10 protein-coding genes and 1 pseudogene are annotated in these 16012 nt (G+C 28.2%); 2 read left to right on the forward strand and 9 right to left on the reverse strand.

Annotated features, from left to right (window positions below):
- Positions 1–295 precede the first annotated feature (295 nt).
- The 3 genes from AYC61_RS15445 to AYC61_RS15455 all read right to left on the reverse strand — a co-directional run bounded on the left by AYC61_RS15445 (position 296) and on the right by AYC61_RS15455 (position 4067).
- Positions 296–979, reverse strand: coding sequence for a single-stranded DNA-binding protein (locus AYC61_RS15445; protein ID WP_066504410.1), 684 nt, complete (start codon positions 977–979; stop codon positions 296–298).
- A gap of 674 nt (positions 980–1653) precedes the next feature.
- Positions 1654–2898 (reverse strand): MFS transporter, encoded by a 1245-nt coding sequence (locus AYC61_RS15450; RefSeq protein WP_066504416.1) that lies wholly within the window; start codon positions 2896–2898, stop codon positions 1654–1656.
- A 104-nt stretch (positions 2899–3002) separates the two neighbouring features.
- Positions 3003–4067 (reverse strand): winged helix-turn-helix domain-containing protein, encoded by a 1065-nt coding sequence (locus tag AYC61_RS15455; protein ID WP_066504418.1) that lies wholly within the window; start codon positions 4065–4067, stop codon positions 3003–3005.
- Positions 4068–4439: 372 nt separating this feature from the next.
- Here AYC61_RS15455 and AYC61_RS15460 point away from each other — a divergent pair, with 372 nt between their 5' ends.
- Entirely contained in the window at positions 4440–5687 is a 1248-nt protein-coding gene (locus AYC61_RS15460) for a M1 family aminopeptidase (protein WP_066504419.1), read from the forward strand.
- Between the two features lie 101 nt (positions 5688–5788).
- On the opposite strand, the gene AYC61_RS15465 is transcribed toward AYC61_RS15460, so the two are convergent.
- Entirely contained in the window at positions 5789–7888 is a 2100-nt protein-coding gene (locus tag AYC61_RS15465; RefSeq protein WP_066504420.1) for a methyl-accepting chemotaxis protein, read from the reverse strand.
- Between the two features lie 218 nt (positions 7889–8106).
- On the opposite strand from AYC61_RS15465, the gene AYC61_RS15470 reads away from it, so the two are divergent.
- Positions 8107–8466, forward strand: a complete 360-nt coding sequence (locus AYC61_RS15470; RefSeq protein WP_066504428.1) for a helix-turn-helix domain-containing protein — start codon at positions 8107–8109, stop codon at positions 8464–8466.
- Between the two features lie 1115 nt (positions 8467–9581).
- Here AYC61_RS15470 and AYC61_RS21380 read toward each other — a convergent pair.
- The 5 genes and pseudogenes from AYC61_RS21380 to AYC61_RS15485 form a co-directional block, all read right to left on the reverse strand.
- Positions 9582–9737: a hypothetical protein gene (locus AYC61_RS21380; RefSeq protein ID WP_156456485.1), complete on the reverse strand. Its 156-nt coding sequence runs from the start codon at positions 9735–9737 to the stop codon at positions 9582–9584.
- Between the two features lie 62 nt (positions 9738–9799).
- Entirely contained in the window at positions 9800–11818 is a 2019-nt protein-coding gene (locus AYC61_RS15475; protein WP_066504431.1) for a S9 family peptidase, read from the reverse strand.
- A 649-nt stretch (positions 11819–12467) separates the two neighbouring features.
- A complete protein-coding gene (gene pdaB / locus AYC61_RS15480; protein ID WP_066504433.1) occupies positions 12468–13241 on the reverse strand; it encodes a polysaccharide deacetylase family sporulation protein PdaB in 774 nt (257 codons plus the stop codon).
- A gap of 659 nt (positions 13242–13900) precedes the next feature.
- Positions 13901–14008, reverse strand: a pseudogene (locus AYC61_RS22200) (putative PEP-binding protein); the annotation flags it as partial.
- Positions 14009–14021: 13 nt separating this feature from the next.
- A complete protein-coding gene (locus AYC61_RS15485) occupies positions 14022–15851 on the reverse strand; it encodes a glucose PTS transporter subunit IIA (protein ID WP_066504435.1) in 1830 nt (609 codons plus the stop codon).
- Positions 15852–16012: the final 161 nt, after the last annotated feature.

The following is a 16012-nucleotide window of genomic DNA, read 5'->3' on the forward strand; positions in this document are numbered from 1 at the left end:
ATAAAATAACAATTGTTCCAATCTTGAAGTCCATATAACTCACTATTATTATCTTATAAGATAACCAGCAAACAAACTTATAACCATCATTAATACAATAGCTACAGCAACAATTTTAACAAATTTATTTCTCATTAAATATCAACTCCCAAAATTTCATTAATATAATTTTACATCATTTAGTTTGCATAAACAATAATAAAACTAAAAAAGGGAGTATTTCAAAATATAATACTTTTGAACAACTCCCTTTTTTAGTTTCTATGTTCTTATAATATACAAATAATTCCTCTTTTTATGTTAATGCATCTGCTTCTTCTTTTTTTAATTCTCTATTATTATCATCTTTAATAAATTCTAACTTTGATACTGAAACTTCGTATGCAATCCTTGTACTTATTTCAGTATTATTAAGTTTTTTCTGATATGTTCTACTTTGAATCCTACCCCAAAGCTTAATATGATCACCAATTTTTAACTTTTCACAAAATCTAGCATTTCTACCCCATGAAATACAAGGTATATAATCTGATTTGTTATAAGGACGATTGACAGCTAATAATATATCTGTTATTTCTCTACCAAAAGGAGTAGTCCTATAAACCGGCTTTTTACATATATACCCATCAAGATATATTTCATTAGGCTTCTTAAGCATGCTTATAAAATCTTCTTCCTGAGGTGAATATGCATCTCGAGCAAATATTGTTAACAATAATTTATTATTACCATTTATGTATCTGTTATATGACCTTAGCTGTCCCTCAACGAATATCTTTGCCCCCTTTTTTAAATTCATGTCACCCAAAAGCCTCTCTGATATTGTTATAGGTAGTTCATCTGAAAAATTACTAAGTCTTGGAATTTCCATTTTAAACATATAAAATCCTTCGCCATACATTTGATGACTAAACTCAAGTTCCGAAACTACTTCTCCAGCTAATTTAACAGAATTGCTTTCTATTAGTTTGTCTGTCATTAATCTCCAACTCCCTTTCTTATTCTTATGTTTTTCAATCTTACACTTATACTTATTCAAGTAGTTGTTTCATTATGATTATTTTCTTTAGTTTTTTCATAATTTATCAATCATATAAAATATTTGACATTTGAATAAGAAATCCTTCTTCAATGTAAAAAAATTCTATTTATTAAATTCTAACTTCTACCTTAATTCAATTTATTATGATATAATGCTATTTTCATTTATCTTTATAAATTCTTAACATTTTGCAACTATTTCTAGCCCTAAATATTCATATACTACAATAGTGCAATTTTAATACATTTAATACCAGTCTGAATATTAAACATAAATTTGCATTATTAACTAGCAACCATATAGATACTAGGAGACATGCAGGGTTTCTTACTAAGGAACATTGGTGCGCATGTTTTTTCCTTCAACTTCTAATAAAGAGGTAACTCCTACTCATTTCATTCCTAGCAGTAAGTGATTCACAAGAAATCATAGATTTCTGTTCTCTACTCAAAACATGTACACACACCGCGTAAGAGAAAGATTCCTGCATGGCTCCCTCGCCACATATTAGAGAGTTAAAATAAATTTAAGCAATTTAATTTTTAATATAGAAAAACTTCAAAGTATTGATTGGTTTCTAAATTATAATATTTTCCAGCGTTTTTGCACTATTATAGCATATAAATTTTTTTGTCATCTTCAACCTTTTTATCCTTAAATTTAATAGTAGTCATACCAGCTATCATTATTAATGCTCCTGAAAATATAAGTATCAAATGCAAAGATATTTTTTCCACAACGCATCCTCCAACAAAATAACCTAAAGGTGTAGTAACTCCACTCAATATAATGCCTATGCTAGAAATTCTTCCTAAATATTTTTGTGGTGTTATTGTTTGAAATACTGTAGCTATACATACATTACAAACACCAAAGGATACTCCTAATAATATAAAAATAATAAAAGTTAATATAAATGTTTTTGAAACACCAAACAATAAAATAAAAACTCCTTCTGATATAAGCCCTAAAGTCGTCAATTTAAAAAATCCAATTTTCATGGCTATTTTTGATGCAAATGTTGCAGCAAATAAACTTCCGATTGAAAGTGCTGACATTAACATTCCATAACCATTACTATCCATATTCAATATGGTACCAGAGTATACAGGAATATAAATTGAAAGTGGTGCACAGAAAAAATTAATTATTAACCCTCCAACAATAATATAATGCAATAACACTTTATTGCTCAAACAATATCTAAACCCTATTTTTACATCTTCATAAAAATTGTTTTCCTCTTCTTTAATTTGACTCTTAACATTATTCTTTGCACTAATAAAACATTCAGATATTCCTGATAATATATAAGAAATACTATCTAAAATAAACAATCCCGGTATTCCTATCCCAATTATCAAAAAACCTGCTAAAGCTGGAGCTATTATAGAACAAATTTTTGTTGAAATTTGATTAATTGAATTAGCCTCAATCAACTCATCTTTAGAAACTACTTGAGGAATCAATGATGAAACTGCTGGCAAAAAAAATGCTCTGGAGCTTGCTATACAAGCAGATAAAGCATATAACATTTTAATATTAAGATTTTCATTAAATATCATTAATGCTATCAATCCTACCAGCATACCATTAATTATATCTGACATAATCATAATCTTTCTTTTATCACATCTATCAGCTATCGTACCTGAAAATACTCCAAGTATTATATATGGTAATTCAGTAAATATTAAACTTGTTCCCATTTGTAAAGATGATCCTGTTATTTTATACACATACCACATAACTGCTATAGAATGAAAATTACTCCCAAGTGTAGAAACTAGATTTCCTAACCATATCAAAGCAAAATTCTTGTTATTCTTTACTAAATTAATTTTATTATTACTCACAATTATCAATCCCTTCATGTTATAACAATCTTATTTGTTAGTATTTCGATATATATCGAAATACCATTCTAAAAAAATATGTATTTATTTAAATTAATACTAATCTACCTACCGATTATATTATCAACTGCATTAATAACATGCTTCTTAAATTCAACTTCATTCAATGTATAATATGTTCTATTATCAACCCTATCTGAAGTTATAATTTTGTTTAACATCAACAAAGACAAATGATGTGATATTGTAGAATTCGAAAGCTTTAATTCTTTTGCTAATTCTTTACCATACCATTTTTTCTTTGATAATAATCTAATTATATTTAACCTAGTTTCATCTCCTAATGCTTTAAACATGTCTACACCTGACAAAATACTATGTTTTTTTTCTACATAAGCTTCAGGATATTTATAGCCAATCATATATGTGTGTATTTTATTTTGATATGCATCTAAACAAGCATATTCATAAAAATAAGATACTGCAAACACTACCTTTTCTTTTTCATATAATTTTGATATTGATGTATTAGTAATAATACTTGCGTATTCATCCCCATATTTGTGGAGATTTTTAATCAAAGTATTCTTATAATACTCAACTTTATCAATTACAAAACTTTCAATGTTTTTATAAATTTTATAAAACTCTTCAAACAAATAAATCAAATCATTTTTCATCTTTCTCGGATTTATAAAAAATTGAAGCAAATCCCATTTGAATTCAGTCGGTATCTGAATGTTTTTATTAATAAATTCTATACTCTTTCTCTCATCATTAATAATATCGTCTATCGAAATATCACCTTCCTTTTCCAATGTATAGCCAGTTCCTAAAAATAGCGACAGCAACTCTTTGTCATTGATATTTCTTATATTTGATATGAAATCTTCTACAAATTGTATATCATTTTCTACAACATAAGGAACAAGACACATTCCAAAATATGTTTCCCAATTAAAAAACAAATTTAATTTTTTTCTCATCTCGTTATTAATTGCTTTGTCGCATTGCTCAATCAATTTTAATAATTCATCATCAAATTTATAGTCTTCAAAATAAATATCACCATTTTTTAGCATTCGTTTATTGTTGGTAATTCTAAACATACTGGCTAAAAAATCAATTACAGGACTATCGAAATAATAAATATTGTTAATATTATCCATAAAACCCTCCTTAGATTTATTTCTAATTTCATTATATTTCGATATTTATCGAAAGTCAATGATAAAAGTTTTATTTATATTTTTATTTATATTTTTTTATTTTATTTATACTTTTTATTTTATTTATACTTATTTATTTTGTTTATACTTATCTATTTTATTTATACTTTTTTATTTTATTTATATTATAATTTTGAATTAAATGCAGTATTTTTACCTTTTTTATTTTTTTAATTATATATTTATTTAATCCTTGGTTGACTAATATTATTGACTTTAGTTATTAAAATTAAGTAAATCAATTGACATTTTTTTCATAGGTGCATTATAATTAAGTCACTATTTAAAATAAAATGCAAAGGAGCGATATGTATGACACAAAGCTTTTCTAATTACTATGCTATATTAGATATTGATAACTTTAAGCATTTTTTAACAGCAAAAGTAACATTAGATTATTTAATAAAAAAAGAAAACACTACTAAATTAGTATTTTACATACACAAAGATCTAAAAATACATAATATATCTAGTGAAAATTTAGATACATACGAAGTCGGAAATGATGTAGAAGAATGGTCACCTTTTATATCAGAATCAAAAAAAATAACAATAAACTTAAAAAAATCAATTCAAAAAGGTGAAACAGTTAATATATACTTTGAATATAGCGGTCATATTACTATAATTAAGGATTCTGAAATTAATAGAATATCAGATTACTATACTGAATTAGGCATTTATTCTCCTTGGTTTCCATTATCAGAATCACTGGATAAAGCTTATTTCAACGTAAAAATAACAACTGATAATGAAAATATAGTAGTAGGAAATAATTCTAAACAAGAAAAGAATCACTGGATTATAAATCAAAAAATACCAACTAGCGATTGTACATTTTTAATATCTAAATACTTTAAAGATAACAAATACGAAGCCAACTTTGGTAATGTATGTATATCGATTTATTATATCGAAAATAAGCACAAGCCTATATCAAAATTTCTACAAGAAAGAATATCAGTAATACTAAAAAACTATACTACTACATTTGGTCATATTGATAGTCAGTATATTTCAATAGTCATAGTGCCTAGAATCCAAGGAGGCGGTTATTGCAGGCCAGGATTAATTATACTACCTGATCGTAATACAGCAAATAGTCACTACAAATATCAAAGTGAAAATGAAGAAAAATACTATTTTAAATATCTTGCACATGAACTGGCTCATTTATGGTGGTCAAAAGCCAGCGTATCTACTTGGGAAGATTGGCTAAATGAATCATTTGCAGAGTTTTCATGTTTGTCAGCTACAAGAAACTATTATGGCGAAGAGGAATTTATCAAAACTATAAATAAATACAAGGATAATATCAAGGATTTACCACCAATAAAAGGCTTGGACAGAAATAACGAAAAAGCTTTTGATGTACTTTATACCAAGGGACCTGTTTTACTATATGAATTGGAACAAGAAATCGGTAGAGATACCTTTAAAAAGCTTCTAAACTGTATTCATACTAGTAAAGTAGCTAACACAGATATGTTTCTTAATAAATTGTTAGAGTTAACAAAAAATGATATAGTAAATAATTTCATCAAAAAATTGGAAAGTTAGTTTCTATATTTTTTAATTCTGGCTTGGAACAAATAGAATCCTAACTAAACAAAACACCTCTCAAATAAATATTGAAGAGGTGTTTTATTATCTATAATTTTTTATATCTTAAATTTAGCAAGTTCTTCTTGGAGTTCTATTGCTAATTGGGATAGATTTTCACTTGCACCAGATACTTGTTGAACTGATGCTGTTTGTTCTTCTGTAGATGCAGATGCTTCCTGGGTTGCAGCTGCGTTTTCCTCAGCTATAGCTGATAGATTCTCAATTATATCCGAAATATCAACTCTTTTTTCGTTCATTTCTTTAACTAATACATCCATTTTTTCAATAGAATCTTCTGCAATTCTAATAGCTGATGTAACCTCTTTAAGTTTACTTTCTGTTATATCAACACTTTCAGTCTGTTTTCCTACAATAACTTCAACTTTTTTTACTGTATCGACTGCATGGCTTGCGTTTTCATCTAACTCATTTACAATATTATCTATTTCTTTAGTAGAAGCGGTCGCTTGTTCTGCTAGTTTTCTAATTTCTTCAGCTACTACAGCAAAGCCTCGTCCTGCTTCACCAGCTCTAGCAGCCTCTATAGCAGCATTTAAAGCTAATAAATTAGTTTGTTCAGCTATTGAATTTATCATATTACTAGCTTCGCCTATTTTATTTGAGCTTTCTTTAGTTTTTACTATTACATCAAATATTTCCTTATTAGCAGCTTTACTTTCTTTTGTTTTAACTATTAAATCTTTTAAAATAACTAAACCTTCATCGGTAAGTTTTATAACTTCATTTGACTTATTGTCTATATCCATCATCATCTCACGATTTTGAGTTATAATATTTCCTAATTTAGTTACTTTTTCAAAACCTATTTCAGTACTTTTAGCTTGGTCACTCGCTCCACTAGCTAGATCTTCAATAGTTCTAGCAATTTCTTCTGAACTTGTTGCCGATTGCAAAGCTGTAGCAGTTAATTCTTCAGATGAAGCTGCAACTTGATTTGATATATCTAGTGACTTTTTAACTAAAGCTATCAAATTCATTTGCATCTTTGCTAAGGCATTTGTCATATCTCCTATTTCGTCTTTTCGCTTTAAATATTCTACGGCATCGCTGTTTTCATCAAAAGTTAAATTAAATGTAGCTAATCGCTTAATAATACCCTCTAATCCCTTTATTGGCTTAATAACTTTATTACTATTATAATACATGATAGTACCCATCAATATAACACCAATTATAGCTGCTATTACTAACTTCTTTACATTATTGTATGTATTTTTCATGTATTCATTAGAAGGAACTGTCGTCGTATAAGACCAATATTTATCAACTCCTTCAAATCTGATTGGTATATAAAAAGCTTGTACATCTTGTTTTAAAGTATCTGAATATTTATCAACCATGAAACTTTCACCATTTTGAAGTTTTTCTAAATATTCATCTGCACCTTCTTGTGTAAATTCAACACCAATTTTATTTTCTTTATCTGCTTCCTTATGCACTAATACAATTCCTTTATCATTTAAAAGCCTGCCAAAACCACTATCATATAACTTAACATGTGAATTAATTTCAGTAAGTTTTTCAAGAGATATATCTATCCCTACAACACCTATAAATTGATTATTTATTATTATTGGTTCTGAAAAAGTTACAGTAGTAACGTTTTTCCCACCTCTCTCATATGTTTCTGGTTCAGCTATAAATCTTTTTTTAGTTTTTTTAGGCATAGTATAATAATCACTTGTATTAAATTCTTTACATAAATCTAACACTAGATTATTACCGTTTTTAGACCAGCATGGAAGGTATCTGCCATTTTTATCACTACCTTTTGTATTAGCAAACTCAGCATCTTTACCATCAAAAGCATTTGGTTCAAATACTGCCCAATAACATATGTAATTTTCATTTATTTCAAGTTCTTCTTTAAGTATATTATTTACAGAATCTCTATCTGTAACATTATTCATTTTTAGAGTCTTTATAGTATAAGCCATAGCTTCTACATCATTTACAGCTTCATTAAATATATCTTGCATTTCAGTTGCAGCTTCATTAGTAGTCTGTGCAACTAAATCTATGGTTTTCTCTTTGATATCCATATACATGTTATACATCAAAATACTTATGATTGCTCCAAAAATTATTATAATAATTCCTAGATTTACAGCTATTAATCTTGTCTTAAGTTTCATTAATTCTCCTCCTACATACATGATTTTTTAATACCTTAATACTATTTCGATACGTATATTGTCGAATAATATTAGAATAGCGACTTTTTTTGTCGTATTATTATTTTCATACAATTATATCATATAAAATAGCAACAATAAATAGTGATTACTCTTAATTGTTGCTTATATATAACTAGATATTAACCTATCCTATAAGTAAGAAGGAGGTATTTAATTTGAAAACAAAAATTATAGACATCAAAAAAGTAGGTAGTAACATAAAGAAATATCGACTGAAAAAAAACTTAACACAGGAGCAACTAGCATATAAAACTGAACTTTCACAACAATATATTGGTAATATTGAACGTGGTGTTACAACTTCTTCAATGGAAACCATCTTGAAAATATGTTATGCCTTAGATATAACACCTAATCATCTGTTTATTTCATCTTCAAAAATTAGTACTAAAGCACTACAAGAACAATTAGTAAATATGTTAGAAGATAGCACTGCCGATGAAATAAAGCATATAATGAACTATATTACATTTATTAAAGACAGCAACCTTTTTAAAGATAATGAAACAAAGTGATACAGATTTAACATGAATATATTTGAACTAGCCAATGTTCTTACTGTTTTCATAACAACTTTAAGCATAATTTATGTAATATAGAAAAAATACTATTCTTTAATATTCCTATAGATTAGAAATTATTTTCCTCTATTATTGGCTAAACAAAGCAAGTGTATAAACCTCCAGGACTAATATTGGAGACTTATACACTATGGTTTTGTATGACTATTTAATTTTCCTTTGGCTCAAAATCTGTTTACCAGTACTATCTATACGAAAATCTCCTTTATGTATCAATTCTGACACTGGAACTATTTCATACCCCTGTGCTTGAAGCTTCTGTATAACTAATGGTAAAAACTCAGATACATATTTTGAAATAACACTATGGATCCATTTTTTACATTTCTCGTTACCTTGTCAACTACAGGCTGTACTCCATATGATTTCCAATCAAGGCTGTCACCATTAGTTATAAAAGTAAACTAGTCTTAACTTTTGCATTAGTAGTGTTTAATCGTACGCGCAATAAAACCTTCAAACAATTGTACCTACACGAAAACTTTATTCAGCATAATTTTTTCAATTTTTATCCAATATTGTGCTCCAATAATATTCGTTTATTTGTATTTCCCTTTACTAATATCTTTCGTTAATAATCCTCTTCTCTGTTAAAACAGTCCAAAAATACTATAGTTATGTTCTTGAAGCTATTTGTAAAATACTTCTTTATCAATAAAAAAGCCTATATTTTCGTTCAATAATTCACTTAATATCAAAACAGATAATTTTACCTTCAGAATGATTATCATATACCTATTTTAAAAATTACATACTTATTACCTACATTCCAAGTTTCTCATTTTAGACATTAAATATTTATACCTAATAATGATAATGATTGTAGATATTTTATACAACGGCACATTATTAGCCTAAATTAGAATTTTCTTCTACCTTTTTCTAGTAACACCCTTCTTCTAAGAAAGTGAATGTTATCAACACTCTATTTAGATGAAGTTGCACAGGGAAACTCATAACCTCTCTCACACATCAGACATCTCGTTCATACAGCAATTTAAATTTTGGTCGTGTTATGTATGAAGCATATGTAACTCTATTATCAAAATCTATATTTTTTTAAATCTGTATCTTTGTGTTGGCGAAGTTATGTAATCCATAACTTTATCTCTATGAACCCAGATTACTTCACTTGTTTCCTCTGAGCTTTGAATCTCTCCTGATTCATATTCATAAATAAAATCCATCATTACCTTTGTAGGCACTTGTGTCACCTTCTGAAAACTGTTTCATCTTTATGTATCCTGTGCGGATATCCATTTATTAATCATAAAACCCTAAAATCTTTCATACTTTCTCCAAGAATATAGTGTGAAAACCACATCAAATTCTGCTTCATTATAGCCCTATTAATTCCTGGTTTGTTAGAGCTATACCCCATTCCTTTAAATATAACTAATTCTGTATCAACTTCCATATCCTTTAGCCCTTGATATAGCTCATATGCATTTATAATTGGAACTCCTGCATCCTTTTCACCATGTTGGATCAAGGTGGGTGTACAGGCTGATTTAATATATGTTATTGGTGAAGTTTTAGCATATATCTCTGAATCATTCCATGGATTATCTCCTAAATACATCCTAATAAATTGATGTATATTTGTATTCACATAATAGGTTATCCAATCACTAATTCCACCTCCTACTGAAATAGCTTTAAATCTATCACTATATGTAGAACAGAAGGCTGATATATATCCTCCTTGACTCCATCCCATAACTCCTACTCTATCCTTATTTACAATCCCCTTGTCAACTAGTGTATCCACGCCAGATATAACATCTTCGTAGTCACCAATTCCCAGTTTTCTATAGTTTGCTTTTAAGAATTCATTACCATATCCTGAACTTCCTCTGTAGTTTGGTTCTAATACTATAAAGCCCTTTTCAATAAACTGCTCAATAGGATATTTTTCATTAAAACAGCCTGAAGATATTGGAAAAGATGCACTCTTTGGTCCACCATGGATTACTACCAATAAAGGATATTTTTTATTAGAATCGAACTCTATTGGGATTGATAAAACCCCTTCTATTTCTAGACCATCACTATTTTTCCATGAGATTATTTCCCTGTTACTTTTAAGTTTCCCCTTTAAAATACTATTCTCGTTGGTTATTTTTTTATCATCTAAATAGACTTCAAAAGTTTCATTTGATATAGCCTTATTATATGATATATGATTTCCATCCTTTGTTATAGAAACATCTATTATACAGCAATCTATTTTTTCACTTAACATGTCCACATTACCATCATCCGATAGTAATCCAATAATGTAATTAGTTTTATTCTGCCATCTAATTAAAATTCCTTTAGATGTCCATCGTATTGGAATAACCGTACTATCAAAATCTGTTAATGGTTGAATTAGCTCTCCACTATTAATATCATATATCTCAAGTGTACTATCTTTTATATGTTTCTTATAGTATTCCTTCTCTCTTATACTTGTTGTATAACATATTTTGGTGCCATGAGGAGAAAAGCAAACGCTACCCCCTAATAATTTATTGCTATTTATCTTTTGTAACTTTCCAACTTTAATATCTAGTATGTATAGGTCTCCATTCTGATAATTTCCCCTTTCTGGGCTTGGTGTAGCTATAAATACAACCTTTTTCCCATCATTTGAAATATCAAATTCATGGATATGAAAATTCTTACCATCAGTTAGTTTATATGCAACACTATTTTCCTTTTCATTTTCATTCTCAGCTATTCCATAATATTCTGGACATTCATATTTATCATTAGATTTTTTTATGCATTTTTCTATTTCAATGTAATATAAACAATTATTCTGGTATTCCTTGCCTATATGATGGAATTCTCCATATATCTCCCTGCGTTTCTTTATCTCCTCAGATTCTTTTGATTGTGCAACATAATAAAAACCCTTGCCAGTAGGCTCCCATTTGAATTTACTGATCCCTTCTTTCTCATCAGTAATTTGAACCTCACTATAACCATCTTTTGACTTAACAAAAATCTGATTTTTCTTCTTATCCCCATCACAAACTGTACTAAGGTATGCAATATGTTTAGAATCTGGAGACCATAATGGATATGTACAATCTATATCCCTATTTGATAATTGGTAAGATTGCCCCTTATCTTTTTCATATATCCATATTTGATTCATATATTTATTGTCTTTCCAGTTAGCTGTCTTCTTGACAAATGCTACGTTTTTACCATCATCACTTATGTTTGTATCTGTTAAGGTTGGTAATGAAATAATCTCTTCTATACTTAAATATTTTTTTTCATTAATATTCAATTAATAACCCCCTAATCTTTATTGGTGTTGTTAAAGATTTAAGCATAATCTTTGACTCAACCTATTGATCTTACTTTGAATTTATATCAAAACTTTGTCCCTCCAAAAAGAGGTATGATTTTGTTGAACCCACAATCATAATTTCTAAATGAAAGGAAGCAAAATTTGAACACTATAATTAAACTAATCTATATCAGCTTTCAAGGAAAAAATTATTACTTATCTCCTAATTGTAATTCTTCGCAAGGACTACAAATTTATTTAAAAACATTTTAGCATAAAAACAGTGACATCTATATGTCACCGTTCTCATAATTTTTTATTAATGTTTTCAAATGTTCCTTAATTCTTTGCTGATAGGATAAAGGTTAAAGAACTAACTACAATTAACACAATTGATTTCAGAATACAAGACTATGATAGTATCCACAACTCAATATCATTCTTTATAAAAGAGCTATTAGCTTTACTCTTCCAATAGTCGCATTAGTTTATCTTAAAGCTGATGCCTATTGTATTACTTTATATCTACTATTAAATACTATTTAAATCAACTATTTATATTAATTCAATCATTATAAATATAAAATTACAGCTCAAAATAGTAATAAGCGTAAGCACCACATCATGGTTTCTTACGCTCTACTTTCTATTTTGTTTTAATTTTAATCTGTTTACCAGTACTATCTATACGAAAATCTCCTTTATGTATCAATTCTGACACTGGAACTATTTCATACCCCTGTTCTTGGAGCTTCTGTATAACCAATGGTAAAAATTCAGACACATATTTTGAATTGTTGTGAAATAAAACTATAGATCCATTTTTTACATTTCTCGTTACTTTGTCAACTACAGGCTGTACTCCATAAGACTTCCAATCAAGGCTGTCAACATCCCATTGTATAACATAATATCCTAACTCTCTACATGTTTTAATTAACCTATCATTATAATCTCCAAAAGGAGGCCTGAATACCACTGTTTTTTGTCCAGTTAATTTTTTTACTACATTTTCAGTCCCTTTTAATTCTTTTATAATCTGCTCTTTACTAAGCTTTGACATGTGAGGGTGTGTAGAAGAATGATTCCCTATTTCATGACCTCTTTTATGAATTTCTTTAACCATCTCAGGATACTTTTCTGCCCAAAACTTAACTAAGAAAAAAGTAGTCTTAACATTATACTTATCGAGTGTATCTAATATATCTAAAGTATGTTCAGCTCCCCATGCTGCATCAAAACTAATAGCAATTTTTTTCTCCTTTTTGTCAACACAATATATTGGTAATTCTTTTTTTGGAGCAAATACATAATCTATACCATCATCTATAATATTTGACCATCTAATAGCTGAAAATACAAATAGAAATAGCATTATATATTTTATAATATTCTTTTTATTCAATAAAACTATTTTCATATCATAACCCCCTTGAGTCAAAAAATAGTCATCTATTATAATTTATTTAGATATATCATTTATTATTACTTCTTTTTTAAACTGTACAAATAATAGTTTAATATGTTTTCATCCTCATTTTCACAAACTATAATATAGTCATTAGGGCTATATGATATACTTGGGAAAGAATTAAAACGTCTGTTTACTGTTTTACCTATCCCCTAAAAAACTCTTCATTTCTTCTAACTCTCGGTACAGAGTCCATAAATTGAATCCACCCATGCAATATCAATAAATATAATCCTCCATTTTTCTATAAATCTTTATTATAATTCTATACGTTACATCGGTAAATAATTAATAAAAAAATAGAACAGACACTTTATTCGTCTGCTCTAATAGAATATAAATATTAGTTTACTAATAAAAAGTAGATATTTTCTATCTCCGCTTTCGTATGGAGATGTAAAGTAAATCTAACTCAAAAGTTAATCAGTAACTAAATAATGTAATTTAAAATTTCTTCAGCTGTTGATAGCATAATAATTTTATCTATAATAACTTCCATAACCTTTTTAGAAGTATTTCGAATGATATATCTAGAATTTAATATGCACGGGAAGACTCATACTTAATTCATCTAATCCCATACCTAATAAAGCTGCAGGTGTTTCCATCATCACTCCCACTTTTCCATACGTACTTGCTCTTAACTGAATCTTAAATATATCTACTTGATCTAAACACAAGCGTATAGCTCTATATACTAAGAAGGAATTCATTTCCTAGTAATGCTATTTATTTAACTATAAATAGTTGTTCGAGTTCTTTAATTTTTGTATTTTCTTTTTTATATTCAACTTCTCCATTGGTACACACTACCATAGTTGTAATATCATAACCTTCCTTTATTATTGCATTTTTATCAAATTGCAATAATTCTTGACCTGTAACTATTTGATCACCTTTCTTTACTAAAACCTTTGAATATTTACCATTTAATTCAACTGTATTTACTCCTAAATGAATTAGTATTTCTTTTCCATTATTCGTTTCAATACCTATAGCGTGTCCCATTACCACCTTAACAACTCCATCACAAGGGGCTACAATTTTATTACCGCTAGGATTAATTGCTATCCCATCTCCACATTGCTTTTTCGAAAACACTTCATCGTTAACATCTTCTAAAGCAATTAATGTGCCACTCATTGGAGAAACTAATTGAAAAGGTTCTTTATTAATTAAAACCTGCTCTTCTTCATCTTCTTGAGGATCATCTTCAAATCCTACAATAAGAACAAGTATAAAAGCAATAATAAATGTTGCAGCCATACTAATTACTGCAAATAATAAGTTTTTGACAAAGTTAGTACTATCAATATATCCTGTTATACTAAAAATACCTGGCATCATAAACACGAAACATTTTACCATAAAGAAAACTGATAAGAAGCCTCCAATTGCATTAGCAACCATTGCACAATACAACGGCTTTTTCTTGGGAACATTAATTCCATATAGTGCTGGTTCAGAAATTCCTATTAATGCTGAAATACCTGTTGATATTCCTAATGACTTTACTTTTTTGTTTTTAGATTTTACTGCAACACCTATAGCTGCTCCTGCTTCTGCCATATTATGTGCAAATTCTATAGGCAATACTATATCATAGCCCAAAGTTGACATGTTTAATATTTCCATTGGTGTTAATGATTGATGTAACCCTCCTAGCACCATTAGTGGCATAAAAAATCCTACAATTGCTCCTGCAAATGGTCCCATTGTTGAAAACAACCAAGTAATAATATCTGTTAAATAAATAGCTATATAATTTCCAATAGGTGCTAAAAACAATAAAGTGATAGGAATTGTAATCGCTAGAGCTACTAATGGTACAAAAACAACTTTTAAAATGTTAATTTTAAAAATCTTATTACAAAGTTTATATACATAAGCTAATAAAATTATTCCAAATAGTATTGGAAATATAGTAGATGCATATGAAAAAATAGGTACTTTAATTCCTAAGAATACTATTGGCGCTACTCCCTTTACTCCAACAGCATTAATAATTGTTGGATACATCAATGCTCCAGCAACACTTAATGCTAAAAATTGGTCAGTTTTAAGTCGCTTTGCAGCAGAAAGTGCAACTAAAAATGGTAAGAAATAAAATGCTGTATCAGAGACAATGTTAAAAACTTGAAATGTTCCCCCAGTTCCATCACTTAAACCTAAAACAGTTACTAAAGCTAGTATTGCTTTCATCATACCAGCCCCTGCAAATGCTGGGATAATAGGTGCAAAAATACTCGTTAAAAAACTCAAAATCCATCCAAAAGAGAATTTTTCTTTTTTATTTGTTGTTTTTTCTACATTATCTTTTAACATTGGTTCAATTTCAACAAATACATCTTCAACATGGCTCCCAATAATTATTTGAATTTGACCGCTTTGTTCAACTAAGCTAATGACACCGTCTAATTTGCCGATTTCTTTTAAATTTGCTTTCTTTTCATCATGTAAATTAAAACGTAATCTTGTAACACAGTGTGTTGCGTATTTAATATTATCTCTCCCACCGAGTAGAGATATAATTTTTTTTGCAAGCTCTTTATTTTTCATTTTCCTTCCTCCCATAATTACTTTATTTATTAACTATGTACATGTTAATAAATAAAGTGAGCAGTTTAATAAATTGTCATCCTATCATCAAGCCTATCTAAACACATTATTACTTTAGCAAGGATCTGAAAAAGTTTTCCTATGTTAGATAAAATATTAAT

It is taken from the genome of Abyssisolibacter fermentans (genome assembly GCF_001559865.1).
GTDB lineage: Bacteria > Bacillota > Clostridia > Tissierellales > MCWD3 > Abyssisolibacter > Abyssisolibacter fermentans.

Excerpts from the sequence above, each read along its gene's own strand:
- AYC61_RS15465 (WP_066504420.1), bottom strand. The coding sequence starts at position 7,888 with ATGAAACTTAAGACAAGATTAATAGCTGTAAATCTAGGAATTATTATA.
- AYC61_RS15445 (WP_066504410.1), bottom strand. The coding sequence starts at position 979 with ATGACAGACAAACTAATAGAAAGCAATTCTGTTAAATTAGCTGGAGAA.
- pdaB (WP_066504433.1), bottom strand. The coding sequence starts at position 13,241 with ATGAAAATAGTTTTATTGAATAAAAAGAATATTATAAAATATATAATG.
- AYC61_RS15485 (WP_066504435.1), bottom strand. The coding sequence starts at position 15,851 with ATGAAAAATAAAGAGCTTGCAAAAAAAATTATATCTCTACTCGGTGGG.
- AYC61_RS15460 (WP_066504419.1), top strand. The coding sequence starts at position 4,440 with ATGACACAAAGCTTTTCTAATTACTATGCTATATTAGATATTGATAAC.
- AYC61_RS15455 (WP_066504418.1), bottom strand. The coding sequence starts at position 4,067 with ATGGATAATATTAACAATATTTATTATTTCGATAGTCCTGTAATTGAT.